This is a genomic window from Candidatus Dorea massiliensis AP6, from assembly GCF_964245105.1.
Classification (GTDB): domain Bacteria; phylum Bacillota; class Clostridia; order Lachnospirales; family Lachnospiraceae; genus Laedolimicola; species Laedolimicola intestinihominis.
On record NZ_CAXTKW010000005.1, the window covers coordinates 18,794 to 35,830 of the forward strand.

16 protein-coding genes are annotated in these 17,037 nt (G+C 50.7%); 4 read left to right on the plus strand and 12 right to left on the minus strand.

Going from position 1 to position 17,037, the window contains the following annotated elements; genetic code table 11:
- Positions 1-16: 16 nt before the first annotated feature.
- From ACESZP_RS06380 to ACESZP_RS06435, 12 genes are all read right to left on the minus strand, one after another.
- A complete protein-coding gene (locus tag ACESZP_RS06380) occupies positions 17-958 on the minus strand; it encodes a MucBP domain-containing protein (RefSeq protein ID WP_499708413.1) in 942 nt (313 codons plus the stop codon).
- 5 nt (positions 959-963) lie between these two features.
- The gene (locus ACESZP_RS06385; protein ID WP_499708415.1) at positions 964-1,728 is read right to left on the minus strand and encodes a hypothetical protein; all 765 of its coding nucleotides are present in this window, start codon (positions 1,726-1,728) and stop codon (positions 964-966) included.
- A gap of 16 nt (positions 1,729-1,744) precedes the next feature.
- Positions 1,745-2,500 carry a hypothetical protein gene (locus ACESZP_RS06390; protein ID WP_499708416.1) on the minus strand — a complete coding sequence of 252 codons (756 nt, stop codon included), beginning with the start codon at positions 2,498-2,500 and terminating at the stop codon, positions 1,745-1,747.
- Between the two features lie 15 nt (positions 2,501-2,515).
- Entirely contained in the window at positions 2,516-3,031 is a 516-nt protein-coding gene (locus tag ACESZP_RS06395) for a hypothetical protein (protein ID WP_499708418.1), read from the minus strand.
- Between the two features lie 2 nt (positions 3,032-3,033).
- On the minus strand, positions 3,034-4,113 hold the full coding sequence (locus ACESZP_RS06400; protein WP_499708419.1) for a DUF5979 domain-containing protein: 1,080 nt from the start codon (positions 4,111-4,113) through the stop codon (positions 3,034-3,036).
- Complete coding sequence (locus ACESZP_RS06405; protein ID WP_499708420.1) at positions 4,103-4,987, minus strand: class C sortase; 885 nt, start codon at positions 4,985-4,987, stop codon at positions 4,103-4,105. The genes ACESZP_RS06400 and ACESZP_RS06405 overlap by 11 nt, the downstream gene beginning before the upstream one ends.
- A 2-nt stretch (positions 4,988-4,989) precedes the next feature.
- On the minus strand, positions 4,990-5,871 hold the full coding sequence (locus ACESZP_RS06410) for a class C sortase (RefSeq protein WP_499708422.1): 882 nt from the start codon (positions 5,869-5,871) through the stop codon (positions 4,990-4,992).
- Between the two features lie 135 nt (positions 5,872-6,006).
- Positions 6,007-7,440, minus strand: coding sequence for a SpaH/EbpB family LPXTG-anchored major pilin (locus ACESZP_RS06415; RefSeq protein ID WP_499708424.1), 1,434 nt, complete (start codon positions 7,438-7,440; stop codon positions 6,007-6,009).
- A 52-nt stretch (positions 7,441-7,492) separates the two neighbouring features.
- On the minus strand, positions 7,493-12,013 hold the full coding sequence (locus ACESZP_RS06420; RefSeq protein ID WP_499708426.1) for a DUF7604 domain-containing protein: 4,521 nt from the start codon (positions 12,011-12,013) through the stop codon (positions 7,493-7,495).
- On the minus strand, positions 12,003-12,191 hold the full coding sequence (locus tag ACESZP_RS06425) for a hypothetical protein (RefSeq protein ID WP_178038826.1): 189 nt from the start codon (positions 12,189-12,191) through the stop codon (positions 12,003-12,005). Before ACESZP_RS06425 ends, ACESZP_RS06420 begins: the two co-directional genes overlap by 11 nt.
- A gap of 102 nt (positions 12,192-12,293) precedes the next feature.
- Complete coding sequence (locus ACESZP_RS06430) at positions 12,294-12,779, minus strand: hypothetical protein (protein ID WP_499708427.1); 486 nt, start codon at positions 12,777-12,779, stop codon at positions 12,294-12,296.
- A 5-nt stretch (positions 12,780-12,784) separates the two neighbouring features.
- Complete coding sequence (locus tag ACESZP_RS06435; protein WP_499708429.1) at positions 12,785-13,981, minus strand: AfsR/SARP family transcriptional regulator; 1,197 nt, start codon at positions 13,979-13,981, stop codon at positions 12,785-12,787.
- A 175-nt stretch (positions 13,982-14,156) separates the two neighbouring features.
- Between ACESZP_RS06435 and ACESZP_RS06440 the strand changes: the two genes are divergently transcribed.
- The 4 genes from ACESZP_RS06440 to ACESZP_RS06455 are packed head-to-tail and all read left to right on the plus strand — an operon-like array spanning position 14,157 to position 17,016.
- Positions 14,157-14,861 carry a GGDEF domain-containing protein gene (locus tag ACESZP_RS06440; protein ID WP_499708430.1) on the plus strand — a complete coding sequence of 235 codons (705 nt, stop codon included), beginning with the start codon at positions 14,157-14,159 and terminating at the stop codon, positions 14,859-14,861.
- Positions 14,854-15,360 carry an RNA polymerase sigma factor gene (locus tag ACESZP_RS06445; protein ID WP_349165188.1) on the plus strand — a complete coding sequence of 169 codons (507 nt, stop codon included), beginning with the start codon at positions 14,854-14,856 and terminating at the stop codon, positions 15,358-15,360. Before ACESZP_RS06440 ends, ACESZP_RS06445 begins: the two co-directional genes overlap by 8 nt.
- Before the next feature lie 14 nt (positions 15,361-15,374).
- Positions 15,375-16,091: a hypothetical protein gene (locus ACESZP_RS06450; RefSeq protein WP_499708432.1), complete on the plus strand. Its 717-nt coding sequence runs from the start codon at positions 15,375-15,377 to the stop codon at positions 16,089-16,091.
- A 16-nt stretch (positions 16,092-16,107) separates the two neighbouring features.
- The gene (locus ACESZP_RS06455) at positions 16,108-17,016 is read left to right on the plus strand and encodes a transglutaminase-like domain-containing protein (protein ID WP_499708433.1); all 909 of its coding nucleotides are present in this window, start codon (positions 16,108-16,110) and stop codon (positions 17,014-17,016) included.
- Positions 17,017-17,037 lie beyond the last annotated feature (21 nt).

A 17,037-nucleotide genomic window follows, 5' to 3' on the forward strand; every position in this document is an offset into this window, starting at 1 on the left:
CATTCTTTCCTGCTTTTTATTCCTCAGATTTCATCCGCTTCCGAATCCATACTGCAAGTACCAGTAACGCCGCCAGAGCGCCCACGCCGATGACCACTGCCGCCGCAAACGGGAATGCCTTCGCGCCATTGCCGTCCAGGTCAATATTCGCTGCCGGCGCCTGATTTTCATCCAGGTCTACCAGGTTGTCGGGGGTGGTTACCTCCACGTTATCGTCGTTATCGTCGTTATCGTCGTTGTCGCCTTCGCCCGCAGCGCCGCCGTTCGCGTCCGCGCCTGCCGCTGCTCCGCCGCCTGCGCCGTTACCGCCTGCGTTCGCGCCTCCGCCATTGACCCTAGTCACGCCCGGCACAACCACCGTCACCACATTGGTGGTGTCAGAGCCCGGAATCGTAATGATTCCGGCCTCGCCCCGTGTATACACGAAGGTAAATACGTTCTCCGCCTCATTGGCGCTCAGAGTCTTGGTCAGAGCCAGCGCCTGCGGTACATAATTCTCAATATACCTGTAAGCCACGATGGGCTTGTCGCCCACATTTCCATAGAACGTGCTGTCCGCAGCCAACTGTCTGCCGGAAGCGTCCTGATACTTCACGGTATAGGCCACCAGATTGCCCTTGATACCGTATGCCACCACATAATCTGCGTCGCCTTCCACACGGAACGCTGTGGCATTGACCGTATTGTTGTCGCGGCCGCTCAGACGCACGCCCTTCACATAATAGCGATCATCCGTCACCTGAATCGTGCTCAGGTCAAAGGATACCTGCGCCCCATACTGCAAATCAGAAATGGTTACGCTGTCCTGACCGCCGATGGTTCCCTGATTGCCCGCATGGAGCGTCACCTGATAGGAATATCCCTTCGGAGCCTCCGCCGCGTCCGCAGTCAGAATCGACAGACTCAGTAAGAAGGTGATTGCCGCTGCCGCTGCTGCCAGTTTTTTGAATGCTTTCATTCGGCTCACTCTCCTTTCTGTCCGTTCTTACGTCTTTTGGATGATTTTACTCCGATAAACAGGAGCACCAGTCCACTGGTCAGTCCCAGCAGACAAAACAGCAGGATGTGGGCCGTATCGCCGGTCTGTACCCGGTTCGTAATCATCCTTGTCTCGGTATGTACCTTACCCGGCGTGTGCTTTACCACGCTTGCAGTGACCTTTTCCACCGCAAATGTCATCTGAAGCTTCGCCAGGGTCTTCTGGTAATCGTTATTCTGGGTTTCGCCCTCGACCGTTACCTTCAGAGTCACTGTGCCGGATTTACCGGACTCCAGTCTGTCCAGGTAAAAATAATCGTTCAGGGTGTCCGTGGCCTGATGGAGTCCCTCCAGCTTTCCTGTGGTGCTCTCGCCGCCCACATTTTCGCTGTTGTAAATCTCAATCTCCTGACCCTTCGGACCCTTGTAAGCCAGGCGGTAGGAGTAAGCGCCGCCCTGGGCCACATCCGCCGCGTCCTCCAGGGACTGGATGGCCTCGTTGGTCATATACCAGTCGGTAGAACCGGTATCGGAATTCTTAATCTCTACTTTCAGGGTAATGCTGTCGCCGGGCTGCACATTGCCGGCTTCGTCCGCCAGGGTGCCGGAATCAAAATTGCTGACAATCTTTTTCCCGTTAAATTCGGCCCGCCAGCCGTCCTGACCCTTCAGCTCTTCCGCATGGGCTGTAAGACTTCCGCCCGCCAGCATCACCAGTGCCATCGCAAGGCACAATACTTTTTTCTTCATCTTCTTGTACCCCCTCTTAATTTCCTGACACATTGGTAATCACATCGGAGATATCCACGCCCCAGGCACTCTTCACCGCGTCGGCTGCGTTATGAGTCTGCACCGCCTCAGCGGAAATGCCTACCCGGAAGGAATATCCGTCATAATCATAGGTATATGTATAGGTCGTCGCATTGCCGCTCTGTTCAACGGATTCGGTCATCATATCCCGAATCGCCGGGGCGATGCTCAGATAATCCGCGAAATCCACGGACTCACCAGCCTTCAGCGCTCCGTTCAGGTACCAGATGCTGCGCTCCGCCGTCCTGGCGGAGGTATCCTCTGCCCAGCCATTGGCTTCCGTAACATGCAGGTCTATCAGATTCGGATCCAACGTGGTCACCGGTACCTCATTGCCCTCTTTATCTGTCCAGCTTTTTGTGACAATCACACGCACATAGCTGTCAATGTTGCCGCTGTTGCGTACCTCCAGGTGCTCATCATAATGCTTTCCCGGTACCAGGAGCTCGCCGTCCTTCAGAAGATCCCCCAGCAGCTCTCCCCCGGTCACCATCCACTCGCCGTTCTTATCGTAATTCCGGGCGCCGACGGTCTTGCCATTTTCCAGAAGGGTGATGCCGATACTGGACATCTCCACGCCCGCCACGTAATTCTCGCTGTAGTAGGTCAGCGCTGCCCGCGTGCTTCCCACAGTGCTTCCCAGAAGCAGGAGCGCCGCAGCGCCCAGGAGCAGGGCGGTCTTTTTCGGAAATCTGTTCTTTTTCTTCTTCATCTTGCCCGTCCTCCTTTAATTTCCTGCCGTCTTCTGAAACCGTGCCGATCCGTTGGGGAGCAATGCCCCGTTCTCGTCGTAGCTTTCCGGAGCGCACTCCTGAACTACGATGACATTCAGCTCGGTGTCCTCTGTTACATCCCCCAGGAGTTCCTGCGGAATCTTAATATTCAAGGTTCCCGTCGTCTCGCCCGGCTGAACCAGGTCGCTGTAGTACCAGTAGCCGTCGCCGCCATTGCTCCATTTCCCGGAGCCGCCGTCCGCGAAGGTCAGGGTATAGCTGCTTCCCGCAAATGCGGTTGCCCGGACGTAGCAGGCGTAATCGCCGATATTCCGAATCGATACGATTTTCGTGCCATTTTCCACCCGCTCGTCAATCTCCGTCTTCGTCTGTCCCAGGTTAAAGACTGCTCCGCCGGAGACCTCTGTATAAGTTGTAAAATAAGCGTATGCGCTTCCCACGGATGCGCCGCCCGCCAGCACCAGACCAGCCGCTGCAAGGCAAAGGGCTTTTTTACTCAGTCTTTTCATCCTTAGTTCACCTCCACCTTATCGATGTCATTTCGCCAGTCTACGATTTCTCCGTTCTTATAGAAGGTATTGACTACGCCACTGCCGCCGTTCTGGCGCTTGTCATAAGTATTTGTAAAGCTTACGGAGCTCGGCGTGTAGGGCTCCAGCTCTGCCGGTTTATCGCCGCCCGTTACCTTCCAGTCGCTGTTGGGATTGGCGGTGATGGTCGTCTTCTGAGTGGCGTCTGTGGTCAGCGAGTAGCTGGCGCCGGTATAGACCTCGGTCACCGTCACCTCCGCCCCTGCCGGAAGATCCGTGATGGTCAGGGACCGGCTTCCGGTATCCGTAAAGGAAAGCTTGTATACATTGCTTGTTGTGGTTCCGTCCGGATTCGGTACGGACACCTCATATACGAAATACGCGCCGCCCAGGGATGCATTGTAGCCGATCAGATCCTTGACAATCTCCAGATCCCCAAGACGCTCCTGCCGCTCCGGCTTCAGGCCGACTGCATTGTCGCCGGTCAGATTATAAACCCAGGCGTCGCTGCCTGTGCTGTAGACATAATTATTCGGCACGGAAATCAGATACGGATTAAAGCTGTAGATATAGCTGTCTGTCACCACATCGTCCACCAGCACCAGGTAAAGTCCCAGCTCCATCGGCAACTCCAGCTTTACGCTGTCACTGTCTTTTGCTTTGACTGCCCGGTAATCTTCCGTCATCCCTGCTGCCAGCTCCGCCGCTGTGGCCGCCATTGCGGTCCATTCCTCTGTCTTTGTCTCGCTGTTTACCTTATCCACGCCCAGAGTGGTGTAAGCGTCCTTCGCCTTATACGCGCCGGTCTCGGTGATATCTGCCACCTGATACAGTTTTACGGTCATAGGCAGCTTATACAGCTCCTCGTTATAGTCCGCTCGTTCCTCATCCGGATTCGCAGGCTCCGGGTACACATTCTTCGCCAGCTTGAACTCGATGCTGCCTTTCTGGGACAGATCCACCGGCAACGCCGCGTACGCGCTCGGAAGCTTCAGGCCTGCCAGCGTCAGTGCCAGCGCCAGAATGCACGCTCCTCCCATCTTCACCCTCTTATTCATCATCGCGTTTTCCTCCTTGCTTTTTGTGTCTTCCAAACAGGAATTTCATGATTAATATCACCAGTATGGTCACAGACAGTCCCATTATCAGATAGAGCATGTAATAATTCTGCACTGCCTGAACCATGGTCTCTGCCACTGTATTCTGCACTTCTTCCTCTCCGGTATAAGGTACTCTCGTTCCCCTCACCAGAAGGCGGTGGGAATTGACTCCATAGGGCGTACAGGTAAATAATGTCACCTGATCCGCGTCCGGATCCACCTTCATGGCTTCTGTCAGCGTATCCATATCGTCTTTCTCTACCATGGGAAGAATCTGATCCACTTCATAGGCCAGCACTTCGTCCAGCATATGAATGTAAAATTTATCTCCCGGCTGCAGCTGATCGATGTCTGTAAAAAGCCGCGCGCTGGGCAATCCCCGGTGGGCTGCCAGTACGGAATGACTTCCTTCTCCGCCAATGGGAAGCTTCGTGCCGTTCAGATGGCCGACGCCGGTCTGCAGCACATCTTCACCGGTTCCGTGGTAAATAGCCAGCTTGATGTTGAGCTTCGGGATGGAGAGATACCCCATCACGCCGTCGCCTGCGATATTCAGCACCTTCCAGTATTCCGTATCCTCCAGCTTCGTATCTTCAGCGCCAAATACATCGCCGTAGAGATTATTGTCGGTAAAGGACGCGTTGAAGGCTCTGGCCTTCTCCCATTCCTCTGAGAAATCCTCCGGCGTCATGGGCTCCATGGCCGCCTCGTAGGTACTGATAAGCTTACTCTGCCGATAGGTGTTCCACTGATTGGATATGGTGGGATATGTCAGAACTCCCAGGCCAACCAGAAACAGCAGTCCCACCAGAAGATTCGTGATTTTTCGCTTCATGGTTACTCCTTCGGTGTCGCGGTGTTTTCCATTTTTTTCTTCTGCTTTCTATCCCACAGGAACAGACCTGCGATAAAGGCGGCTGTCACAGCCAGTCCCACGATGACCCAGAGCAGATAATTGGTATGCATGCTGACCTGACCCTTCGTCTCTTCCTTCGCTATGGTCGTCTCCGGATCGTAGGAAACCCGGTGTCCCTGTACCAGAAGCCGATGGGAATTCACGCCGTAGGGGGTACAGGTGAGCAGTGTCACCAGATCCTCGTCGGGCTCCACCGCCAGGCTCTCGGTATCCTCCGGCTCTACCACCTGAATGTCATCCACCTCATAGGCCAGTGTCTCATCCAGCACATGAATCAGAAAATGATCGCCCAGCTCCAGCTTATCCAGGTCTGTAAAGAGGCTGGCGCTTGGCAGTCCCCGGTGTGCGGAAATGACTGCGTGGCTGTTCTCGCCTCCGATGGGGAGGGAGCTGCCCTCCAGATGGCCTGCGGCCTTCTCCAACACCGTGGCCTCCGTGGTATGATAAATCGGAAGCTTCACCTGAATCTTCGGAATCTCGATGGTTCCCATCATGCCGTCCCCGGTCAGGTTCAGGCTGGCCATGTACTCCGAATCCGGTTCGTCGGACGCCTGGGCGATGGCGAAGGAATCGGGAAGGATGCTGGGAAGCAGGGAGGCATTGTAGGCTCTCGCCCGCTCCCATTCTGCTTCGTAATCAATGCCATCTCCATTTTCCAGGTCGGACACCTGACCTTCGTAGGTGCTGATAAGCCGGCTCTGTCGGTAGCTGTTCCACTGGTTTGCCACCAGCGGGTACAGCAATAAGGACAAACCGGCTAAAAATAATATGATTATTCCAATTACTTTTCCTTTATTCTTCATCCGGACTCTCCTTGTTGCTGTAAATGTTTTTATATGGGAGCCAGAGGACTAACGCCCTCTGACTCCTTAAATGCTATGATGTCTCGTCTGTGTTGCTTGTAACGCGTGTTACTTATGTAACTTCTGTTACTTTACTTATTTGTTGTCATTCTTCTTACGACTTGCGAAGAACAGGAATGCTGCTGCAATCATGATAGCGCAGCCGCCGATGGTGAAGATTGTGGTACCGATGCCACCGGTGGAGGGCAGAGCAGAAAGCTTGGTATCAGTAAGTGTATCGCTTACAGATACATTCTGTAACTTACCATTATCTGTTGCTGTAGGAAGCGTAATCGTAACCTGTTTTCCTGCTGCATTAATAGAATATCCAGACGGAGCCTTTGTCTCTTTGAACCAGTAGGTTCCCTCGTCGAGGCCTTTCACCCGAACTTTACCGCTTGTTGCAACTACTGTTGATGTTGCTCCTTCTTCTTCATTTGATAATGCTAACTTATATACACCATCTGTCTCTTTTACAAAATATAACTTATCAGTCTCATTTGCTGTAACTTTGCCATCTTTTTCTTCAAAGTTCTTGTATACCTCAAACTCTGCTCCATTCAGCTGTTTTCTATCTTTTTCATTCTCAGCGTCATCTGTCTTAGTCAGTGTGATATCGCCAGTCCAGCCTTCTTCGTTATCTCCACCTGTCTCTGTTCCGTTACGATACGCATTTGCTGTATTCTTATAAATGCCTCCATCTGCTGTTCCTTCTGCTGCTGTAACGATTGCTGTATAGGTAACTACTACTGTCTGGCCTGCATGTGCATTTTCTTTACCAATATACTTAGTTAAATCAATGGTAACTGCGCCTGTAGCCGAATCTTTTGTCATGGTGTAATCCGTGTCTTTTGTCAGTGCAGCATTGCCTACTGTAAGGCTTGTAATATCTGTAATATCCAGACCGGTCGGCGTATCTACAATAGTAAATACGTTATCTTTTGAATCAGCTTTTTCAAACGCCGGGAATGTTGTTGTAATCTCAAAGGTAAGCGTCTCGCCGCGTTTTACAAATTTATTGCCTGTTGCTTCAATCTTCTGCTTTTTTGTCAGTTCGTATCCGGTCGATTTTGCAGTTACTTCTGCGTTTTTAGCCTGCAGCGTTTCTGCTGTATTATCATAAGTCTCCGCTACCATCGGTGCATAGTTAATCTTGTTGCCTGATGCGGTAATAACATATGCGCCCACCGGAACATTGTTAAATGTAACGTTCGTCACTCCAACTGCATGCTGCTGCTGAATCGGAGTTCCAGCTGCGGCTGCGGAAAGTCCCGCCCAGTCAGTTACTATGTACTTATTATTTGCTGTATCCAGTGTTACATAAGGCTGTGCCCAATCTGCTACAACCCAGGCATTCTCTGCTTCATTTAAGGTAATTGCCGCATACAGATTTACGGTTTCCTCTTCCTGTGCAGACAGTCCCTTTACTTCGATTTTACTTGTCGGCGCTGCCGCCATTGTTGTCATGCTCATTCCAAGCACCATGGCCAGTGTTAATAACACTGCCCAAATCTTTCTGTACTTCTTCATAGCATTTCATCCTTTCTTTTTTGGGATTCTCCCATTTTATTTTGTATACTTTTTATTTTGTATACTTTTTCTTTCTATACAGAACCAGCGCTGCTGCCATCATCAGCATGCCGCCGATTGTATACCAATAGGTTCCGATTCCTCCGGTACTCGGAAGCTCGTACATCGGTGTGTTCTTGAAGTAATAGCTGTAAATTACTACACCGGTTTTGTTGCCATTAGCACCTGTTTCCTCTGTTGTAGCACATTCCACAGGATTACCAGATGCGTTTGTGACTGTCAGACTTCCGTCCTTGCCTACAGTAATTGTCCAGGTATCCTCGCTCAGTGCGTAGTTGCCGGGAGCTGTGGTTTCCTTGAGTGTATAGGTGCCTTCCGGAATCATGGATACATCGTTATTATCCGCGTCTTTCCAGGTTACGACTCCACCACTTTCGGAAGTACCCGTATAGGTAGTTGCGGGATTCTTAGTATCTGTCAGTGTAAACGCTGCGCCCTCCAGCTTCACATCGTTGCTGTTGGAACTTACTTTTACAATCTCCCACTTTGCTTTCGCAGTGTTGGTGATGGTGGTGAGTTTTCCATCCTCGCTTGTCACACAGGTTACATTATACTTATTGGACGGATTCACCTCTTCTACGGAATAAACAATCTCTGTTCTCGCCAGCTTTCCGTCTTTATCTGTATAATAGTAATACTTCGGAAGATTCTCCCACTTGTATGTCCAACCATTTGTTTCGTTCAAGGTCTGAGTTTCCCGCATCTCTGTTGTCAGAGACTGATAGGTACTCGGTACATCCGTAAGAGTGTCGTTGCCATCATTGTACTTGGCTGTCAGCTGTACCTGTACGGAATCCTCTTCACCGCCGACCCACTCCTTCTTTACGGAATGTTCTGTGGTCTTCTGCTCTACTTGAAGTACCGGATGAGCATATTCTGCATGATCCTCCTTACCATTTACCGTGTAAGTTACTTTTGCGGTAGCATTGGAATGGAAACCGGGCTTACCTGAACTGGTCGGATTTGCTGTATCCGTATCCGTATTCGTATCTCCCGTTACTCCTCCATAGCCATTTTGCTTTGCATAATCTGCGTAGGCTTTCATGGTCGGTTTGATGTTAAACTCAACGGTGTAAGTAACCTTTTCTTCCAAAGCTTCCTGATTCAGAAGTTTTACCGTAACTGTTTTGCCATCTTCGCCCCAAACCACTTCATACTTGGAAGCATCCAGTTCTGATTTTGCTTCGCCATCTTTCTGTCTGTAAACCTTTAAGTTTAATTGTCCTGCATCAGCAAAATCTGCGTACTCGCTTAATGTATCTGTGATGGATACCTTTGTGTATTCCGGCTTGGTAATATCTTTTGCAATTTTTTCGAAAGCTGTAGTAAGAGCTGTTTCACTTGTACCATTAAGATTTTCTGCACCAACTTTTGACGCGAAATCGCTACACTTGCTCTGCGTCTTATTGTTTGCATCAATGATATACTTTACAGCACTCTTCAGATGAGTTGTACTATTCCACTCTGTAACTGCCGCGTTCAAATACTTCTCGTCATAATCCTGTCCATCACCTGTTGTCATTCCGTCGCTATCATACATAAATGTCGGATTTCCATCTGTCAGGAAAATAACATACTTCTTTGCTCCTGATGTCCCGGATGCTAAAACTTCTTCTCCTTTACGAACACCTGCCTGCCAGTTTGTTCCACCATCTACTGTCAGCCCGAACGGCGAAGAACCTAATTCAGTGACTTTCGTCCATGGCATACGCGTTCTTGCATCATTGTCCGCTTCATCACCTTCATAATGTCCACTAAATAAACTATCCCAAACCCACGTACCTTTCGTTCCGGAAAATCCAACTATCGCAATTTTAATATTGTCTTTTATATCCGAGGCTTTAAGCTGTCCTACCAACTGTGCAACTGCTTTATCTACATTTCTTTTTCCGTCACCCTCCATACTGCCTGATTCATCCACAATCAGCAGTACATCAATCGGCGTGGCCTGTCCTACCTCTCCTTTCACATCCAGAGACAATCTGTAATCATTTTTTTTGTTCTTCAGGATAGTCTTTTTATGTTCCGGCTTGCCCAGATCCTGATCCGTTGTGGGCGGTGTTGGTGTGGTTCCATTTTTCTTATTAGTAATATACCATTTTCCCGTGTTGGTGCCTGATTTGAATGTATCTGCCGTTGCATTTTCGTCATTATTACTCGTCAGGACTATGTTGAATCCATCATTTGTAACAGTAACCGTCCATTCATTATCAGAGCCAAGATATCCGCTTCCTGCTACATTTTCTTTCAGAGTATAGGTCCCCGGTACCAATTTGTTTTCGTTGGTCTTTCCATCGGCACCACTTGTAAAGAAGTATGTAGCGCCATTCGCAGATGTCATTGTAAACTTAGCGCCCTGGATGCCCCGACTGGTATTATCTGCATCTACTTTATAGAAGCTTACCGGTGTTTTCTGCTTCTTCTGTGCTTTTATCTCAAGTCGGTACATTCCTCCGCCTGTAGCGTTATCATGCGTAATAACATCAATATAAAACCTTGTGTTACTCGGATTTTTCGCAAGTTCTCTCTGGATAATTCCACCCGCACCATCTTCTACAGGTTTTGCATACCAGCCATTTGTGATTTTGCAAAACGGATTGCTTGAATCGTCAACGCCATTTTCTCTCCATTGGCCACCTGCTGCAATATTATTATATGCACGGGTTCCTGCTTTTTCCTGATAATACTGAATATCATCTGAGCGATTGGAAGTTCCCGTCCAAAATGCTAAATAATCTTTGTAATTTTCGTTTGTAATGTCTGCTCCTTCCGGATATACAAATACAAACATATTGTCATTAATATAAATCCGACTATCATCCAACACTGATTTAATTGTATAATCATAATCAGCATAATCATAGTCGCTTTCTTTTTGCAAATTCTTCAGATCAAAGCTTCCTCTAAAACGAGTCAGCGCCTCATCCGTACTCTTACTGCTATTTATTTTCCATGTAGCGGAATCATACAGCTTGTCCTTATATGCGGTAATGGTATTTTCCGCCAAATAAGCGGCATTATTCAAATTATGCTGTGCCATGCGGGATCCATCCCATACCTGATTCTCGTTTGTTATGCTCAGATCGCTCAAATGATTTGTTACATCATACCATGTCCAATCCAAGCCAAGCGAAACTTCACTTCCACCCTTATTATAAACATATGTATCAGAGCGACTCCAGGTAATCGGCAGGTCTCCCTGTGATACTTTGCTAATCATCTCCTGATGCTTTGTTGTTGAAACTGCATTGCCTTCCAGATCAACTAAGCTATTACGATAGACAAAATAAATCGTATCACTGGTGTTTACCTTTTCCCAACCATTATTACCGCTTTCTTTTGTATTATAATACCACGTATAGGTCTTATAAATATAACCCTTCTCTTCACATTTCAGCCGTTTAATTGCTGTTCCATCAACGCTATTTAAAGTTGCCTTTAAAAAGGTGTATCCAGCTATTCTAAACTGAGTACCTGCAATTGCAGTCACCGTTTCTTCTTTACTGATATTTTCTGTTGTTCCTGGTTTTCCAATACTGATTCCCTCTGTATCTACAGCCTGAATCGTTAAAGCAGACGCAGATCTGCCTCTCCAAGTCAGCGTAAACACCGAAAAACTCTCCGTCACAAACTGCGCCGCTTCCACTTCCGTAGCCTCGGTGGTCTGCACGTTCGCTTCCTGGCTCTCATCGGCAACCATGTCTACCACGTCTTTGACCGCTCCGTCGGAGCTCTCCTCCAGATGCATCAGAGTAACGTCTGCGACCTCGGCGCCTGCTTCCCGGGCTGTTTTTACTTCCTCAGGGATGGCTGCTTCCTTGTAGTCCATGGATACAGATACGGATCCGTTCGGCTCCAGCTTGTCGCCGTTCTCATCTACGAAGGTGATGTCGTAGGCAAGGAAACCGAGGATGTCGTACTCTTCGCCCTGGGCCTTCTCCACCAGCTTCTCTGCGGTGGCGTCGTACTGGGCGTTCAGCTCCTCCGCCTCTGCTTTCGCGTCGGCGTCCATATCGTCATGGATTTCTTGTTTCTCAATCGGGGTAACGGAAAGGGATGCGCCCTGGGGAATATTGCCTTCCTCATCTGCGGTAACCCGGATGGATACCTGGCTGTCCTCGTAGGTCAGCTCCATGATGGGCTTCTCTTTCCGTTCTTCCTCCGGAATGTTCTCTTCACTTTCGCCTGTCTTCGTTTCTCCTGCGTCGGGATTCTGTGCTCCGGACTGTCCTTCTGCCGTCTTGGACTCGGACTGTCCTTCTTCCGCCTTGGACTCGGACTGTCCTTCTTCAGAAGGCGTCTCTTCGGTCTGCGCTTTCGGCTGTCCTTCCTCTGCGTCCGCTACGGGATTCTCATCTCCGTCGTCAGACAGGACGATTTCTTCCTCTGCCGTCTCCGTGGTTGTCTCTTCTGTCCCTTCCGAGCTTCCGGCGCGCATATGTTCCGCTCCGCCCATCACGATTACCATGCAAAGCATGATGGCAATGGCTCTCTTCAGCATTTTACTTTTCATGGTTTCCTCCTTCCGCCTCGATGTCTCCTTCATCAAGTGCTCCGCTTATCAGTTTCAGCAGTTCCAGCGCGCTTCGGAAATTCTGCACCTTCTTCTCTTCTGTCCAGGTGACGCTTCCCTGCCAGGTAGAGTTCTGCTGACTTACTATCTTTACTACGAAGGTATTGGTATTTTTCATAATCAGTCCATCCTATCTCTGTATCCCTTTGCAGTTCCCTGTTATTATTTCCTATTATAAGAGATATTCTGTTACAAAATGCATTACAAAACAAATTTTTCCTTATTTTTTTACTTCATTTACCTGAATTTTGCATTCCTGTAATGCCAGCTCCAGAAGCTGCAGAAGCTCCAGCTCATTCCGGAACTCTTTCTTTTCATTTTGCTCAAGCCATAACGCTTCGCCCTCCCAGGTGGAATTCTGCCGGTATCCCACCTGTATCAGCAGCGTGGCCAGCCGGCCTCTCTGCCCGGTCAGCTGTTCTTCGTCCGTCCGGCGCTCAGGCCGCTTTTCTATATTGTAAGGGACCTCCGCCGCCGACTGCTTCCGAAAGCTCCGGCTCCTGGTCGAGGCCTGGGGAAATGCTATTCCGTCAAACAGGGCCTCCATCTGCTTCAGAAGCTGCAGAATGCTTTCGAACCGGACCGGCTGCTCTCCATAATAATGATACATTCTGCCTCGTATCTCGCCGTTCTCCAGCGTATCGATACAGACGTTGACCAGGTTTGGAGAGGACAGGTTCATAGATGCTATATTTTTTCTGCTCATAGATGTCATCCTTCTTCGTCATACAGGGAAGTCACGCAGCAATGCAGCCGTTTCTCCCAGCTCTTGTGTTCCTTTGTAAATGAATCCGTAATCCGGCTGATTACGATCTGACAGTTCTCCCAGCTGATGCCGCCCAGCATCACCAGATACTGGCTGGCGCTGTAACGGGTGAACGCGTCCCCTCTCCGAAGAGAGCTATGTATTGCATCGCCCAGCTTTCCGGCCAGCTGCTCCAGCTTCTCCCCCTGTTCCATGGCCCGACCCTGGCTGTCTGTCAGAGAGCAGACCAGAAGATAAACGGACCGGCCGCTGCGCTCCATATTCCGACGTACCATGCGGTACACATCCCGGAAGCTGGGCGGCGTACAGTAAAACGCGCCCCAGTCTTTTTTATCCTCCTGCAGACCATGCTTGATGTCTTCCACCGTGCCGGGTCTGTTGCTGATATGGCTGCTCATATCCCGGAACTGTTCCATCATTCGCTCAGAGGGAGCCACGCCCAGCTCCTCCGCCAGCATCCGGGCTGTATTTTCATACTCCGCCATGGCCTCGTTATAACGATTCTGGGCGATATAGCAGTCGATTTTCACGGTCTGCCACTCCTCGAAGGGATACAGGCGGCAGGCTGTCTCCACCAGGCAGAGAATTTCGTCGTACTCCCTGCGCTTTTTCAGCCACTCGATGATCCATGTCAGGGCGTCGCAGTACATTTTCTTATAGGAAGCTGCCGCCAGCAGCGCCCATTCCTGACCGGAAAGCTTGGGCAGGAACTCGCCGCGGTACATCTGACAGGCTGCCTTCAGCAGTTCCGCCTTTCTGACTTCGTCTGTCTCCTTTTCCGCTCCTTCTATCAGCTCCCGGAACTTCCAGACGTCCACATCCATTTCTTCCCTGCTGCTCCAGCGATATACGCCCTCCCGGATCGTAATAAAGTCCTCCTCCGGCATTCCTGCGTCCAAAAGGAGCTTCCTGAGTCTGTGTGAGGTCACGCGAAGGCTGTTACCCGCGTCTGCCACCTCCTCCACCCCGTAAAGGGCGTCAGCCAGTCTGCTCCTTGCTATTCCCGTTTCTTTTCTGTGAAGCAGCAAAAGAAGCAGTTCCATGGATTTTGTAATTTTATTTTTTCCTGATAAAATGGGATGGTCCCCATAGGTAATTTCTTCCTGCCCGAGCATCCGAACCTTCAGCATGAGTCTCTTCACCCTTTTCCTGTTTTTTCATAAACACTTTTCATTTTCCATATAGTCTTATATTATCATCGCGGAGATCCACTGTCAACTATCCGAAAGGTTAGTTTTTCAGCGGTTTCGTTTTCCCCCTATGATTTTCGGCAAAATATGCTATAATGGATACAACTGCTTCAGGAGGTGGTTTCCCATGAAAAAACTGGATATAGCCAAAACAGTTCAGCTTATCATATTTCTGATTCTCACTCTGGTCAGCATCGATCTGGTGCTTCTGGATCCGGAGCTTTACCATATGGCCGGCTCGGACACCCGCGTACGCTTTCTCTGCGGCGTGCTCTGGCTGGTGCTTCTTTTATCCTTCGCCTTTCTTCTGACGGATTTTATCCTGTTATCTTCCTATAAAAAGGATTACCGGGAGCTCAACCATGTGGTCCATTCCGATCCGGTGGCCGGCATTGCCAACCGCTTCAGCTGCGACGCGCTGATTGACCGTTATCTGGATAAGCCTCTGCCCGACCACATGGGCTGCATCATGTTCGACCTGACGAATCTTCGGGATATCAACCGCCGATACGGCCATATGCAGGGGAATATCCTGATTCGGGATTTTTCCAACATTCTCCGCCTGACCTCCCTGGATCTCTGCTTCGTGGGGCGTAACGGCGGCAATAAATTTCTGGCGCTTTTCGAAGACTGTTCCCAGGAGAAACTTCAGCTTTTTCTTGACCGGGTACAGCAGAAGACGGATGCCCACAACGCCAGGGAGGGCGCTTATCCCATTGTCTATCAGTATGGCATCGCCTTTGAGGACGGGGAGGCCGCTCCCACTATCACCGAACTGATCGCTCTATCCAACCAGCGTATCTACAAGGAGGAGCAGCAGGACTATGAATAATCTGGATCAGCAATATATCGCCGGACTTGCTGACCTGGCTGTCCTGGGCGACAGCAATGCCTTCGCGGAGCTTTACGCAGCCACTTTTCAGCAGCAGTACCGCTTTTCCTACGACTATCTCCAGGATGAATACCTGGCCCGCGACGCCCTGCAGGAGACCTATATTCAGGTGCTCCGGAATCTGGATTCCCTGCAGGATTCCGGGCTTTTTCTTCCCTGGCTCTCTTATCTGAACTATCACGCCTGCCTGGAGCGCCGTCTTCTGCGGACCAGCCCTACCCGTTCTTCGGAAGACCTTACCTTCTCCATCGGCGATCACGAATATACGCTCCGACAGCTTCGGATTCTCCCCTTTACGGAGGCCCAGGCGCTGTCCATGCGCTATTTTGACCATATGCCCATCCGACGCATTGCCCGGCTTCTGTATCTGCGCCCTACCGCTGTCTCCCGCTATCTGCGCCGTGGGGAGAAGCGCCTGCGCGCGATTCTGAACCTGTAAAGGAGGCATTTCCCATGATGCTTTTCAAGAAAAAGACGGCTCCGGCGCTTTCCGAAGCTCTGGCAGACCGTATGCTGGAAAATATCTTCGACGCCTGTCAGACGGAGCCCAATACCATTCCGCTGAAGACCTTGATTTCCTATACCCGTTACCGCAGGGAGCGTTTTTCCTTCCAGAAGATTCTTCTGGTGGTGATTCTCCTGCTGTTCTGTCTGCTGCCCCTTCTGTTTCTCTATCCCGGGGTCAGCCTGCAGCTTCAACCCACGGACACCCCCTGGCTGCCCACCTACCGGATCGACGTGGATACGCTTCTGCCCGTCAGCAGCGTCTATGCAGAAGTGGACGGCGCCCGGCTTCTGGTAGCTGCCTCCGGGGAGAATACCTACAGCGTCGAGCCCCGCGCCAATGGCACGCTGTCCGTGACTGTGACGCTTATCAATAACCAGTATCAGACTGTGACGGTTCCTGTCTCCGGCGTCGACACCGAAGCGCCCGCCTGCTCTTCTCATTCCCAGAAGGACGGGAAGGTCTGGCTGACTCTGGAGGATTCCGGCTCCGGCGTGGATTACAGCAGTATCACGGCCCTTGATCAGGATGGCCGTCAGGCTGCGCCCCTTCAGGTGGACGAGGCCGGACAGACGGCTGTATTCTCCTGCCCGGAGCATTTTCTGGACGTCTGCGTCCCCGATCGGGCCGGCAATACGCTGCACCTTCGCATTACCATGAAATAGGAAAGGATTTTCCCTTATGAAGCTCTTTTTCATCTGTATACTGCTTCTTCTGTCCGGCTGCGGCAGCCCGGATTCCAACGGTTCATCCGCGCAGGATCCGTCGCTTCCGCCCCGAACCACTGTAACGGAATTTCTGCTGCCATCCGCCGATGGAACCGACGTCTATGGAAATGATTTCGTCTCCATCGATGCTTCCAATACCTCCGAGGGCTACGTGATGGTCCGCTACACCGGCCCGGCAGATAAATCCCGGCTTCAGATGACCGCGCCCGACGGCACGCTCTACTCTTATTTTCTGAAGCCCGGCGATTATCAGACCTTTCCCCTGTCCGGCGGCAGCGGCTCCTACCACCTGGAGATCTACGAGCACGCCTACGATAACAAGTACGCTCTTGCGTTTCCCCGGGACCTTGAGGTTTCGCTCCGGGATGAATTCAAGCCCTTCCTTTATCCGAACCAGTACTGCTGGTACACGGCGGACAGTGAAGCTGTAAAATACGGGATGGAGCTTTCCGACGCTTCCGCCTCGGATCTGAATTATGTGGAGCAGGTCTATGATTACGTCACCGGCACCATTTCCTATGATGAGGAACTGGCGAAGAATATTCCCACGGACTATATTCCGGATATCGACGCTGTGATGGCTTCGAAAAAGGGGATCTGCTTTGACTACGCTTCCCTGATGGCCGCCATGCTCCGATCCCAGGGAATTCCCACGAAGCTGGAGGTGGGCTATTCCGGGCAGGCTTACCACGCCTGGATCAGCGTCTATCTTCAGGAGACCGGCTGGGTGGACGGCATCATTTCCTTCGACGGGAAGGACTGGACGCTGATGGATCCCACGCTGGCGGCCGGTAACGACCGGGCTTCCGTAAAGAAGTATATCGGCGACGGCAGCCATTACACTGTAAAATACACGTATTAACCATACGGGACGGAGGTTATT

What these genes read in the sequence shown, in the direction of transcription:
- ACESZP_RS06380 (WP_499708413.1), bottom strand. Translation starts at nt 958, where the DNA reads ATGAAAGCATTCAAAAAACTGGCAGCAGCGGCAGCGGCAATCACCTTC.
- ACESZP_RS06385 (WP_499708415.1), bottom strand. Translation starts at nt 1,728, where the DNA reads ATGAAGAAAAAAGTATTGTGCCTTGCGATGGCACTGGTGATGCTGGCG.
- ACESZP_RS06390 (WP_499708416.1), bottom strand. Translation starts at nt 2,500, where the DNA reads ATGAAGAAGAAAAAGAACAGATTTCCGAAAAAGACCGCCCTGCTCCTG.
- ACESZP_RS06395 (WP_499708418.1), bottom strand. Translation starts at nt 3,031, where the DNA reads ATGAAAAGACTGAGTAAAAAAGCCCTTTGCCTTGCAGCGGCTGGTCTG.
- ACESZP_RS06400 (WP_499708419.1), bottom strand. Translation starts at nt 4,113, where the DNA reads ATGATGAATAAGAGGGTGAAGATGGGAGGAGCGTGCATTCTGGCGCTG.
- ACESZP_RS06405 (WP_499708420.1), bottom strand. Translation starts at nt 4,987, where the DNA reads ATGAAGCGAAAAATCACGAATCTTCTGGTGGGACTGCTGTTTCTGGTT.
- ACESZP_RS06410 (WP_499708422.1), bottom strand. Translation starts at nt 5,871, where the DNA reads ATGAAGAATAAAGGAAAAGTAATTGGAATAATCATATTATTTTTAGCC.
- ACESZP_RS06415 (WP_499708424.1), bottom strand. Translation starts at nt 7,440, where the DNA reads ATGAAGAAGTACAGAAAGATTTGGGCAGTGTTATTAACACTGGCCATG.
- ACESZP_RS06420 (WP_499708426.1), bottom strand. Translation starts at nt 12,013, where the DNA reads ATGAAAAGTAAAATGCTGAAGAGAGCCATTGCCATCATGCTTTGCATG.
- ACESZP_RS06425 (WP_178038826.1), bottom strand. Translation starts at nt 12,191, where the DNA reads ATGAAAAATACCAATACCTTCGTAGTAAAGATAGTAAGTCAGCAGAAC.
- ACESZP_RS06430 (WP_499708427.1), bottom strand. Translation starts at nt 12,779, where the DNA reads ATGAGCAGAAAAAATATAGCATCTATGAACCTGTCCTCTCCAAACCTG.
- ACESZP_RS06440 (WP_499708430.1), top strand. Translation starts at nt 14,157, where the DNA reads ATGAAAAAACTGGATATAGCCAAAACAGTTCAGCTTATCATATTTCTG.
- ACESZP_RS06445 (WP_349165188.1), top strand. Translation starts at nt 14,854, where the DNA reads ATGAATAATCTGGATCAGCAATATATCGCCGGACTTGCTGACCTGGCT.
- ACESZP_RS06450 (WP_499708432.1), top strand. Translation starts at nt 15,375, where the DNA reads ATGATGCTTTTCAAGAAAAAGACGGCTCCGGCGCTTTCCGAAGCTCTG.
- ACESZP_RS06455 (WP_499708433.1), top strand. Translation starts at nt 16,108, where the DNA reads ATGAAGCTCTTTTTCATCTGTATACTGCTTCTTCTGTCCGGCTGCGGC.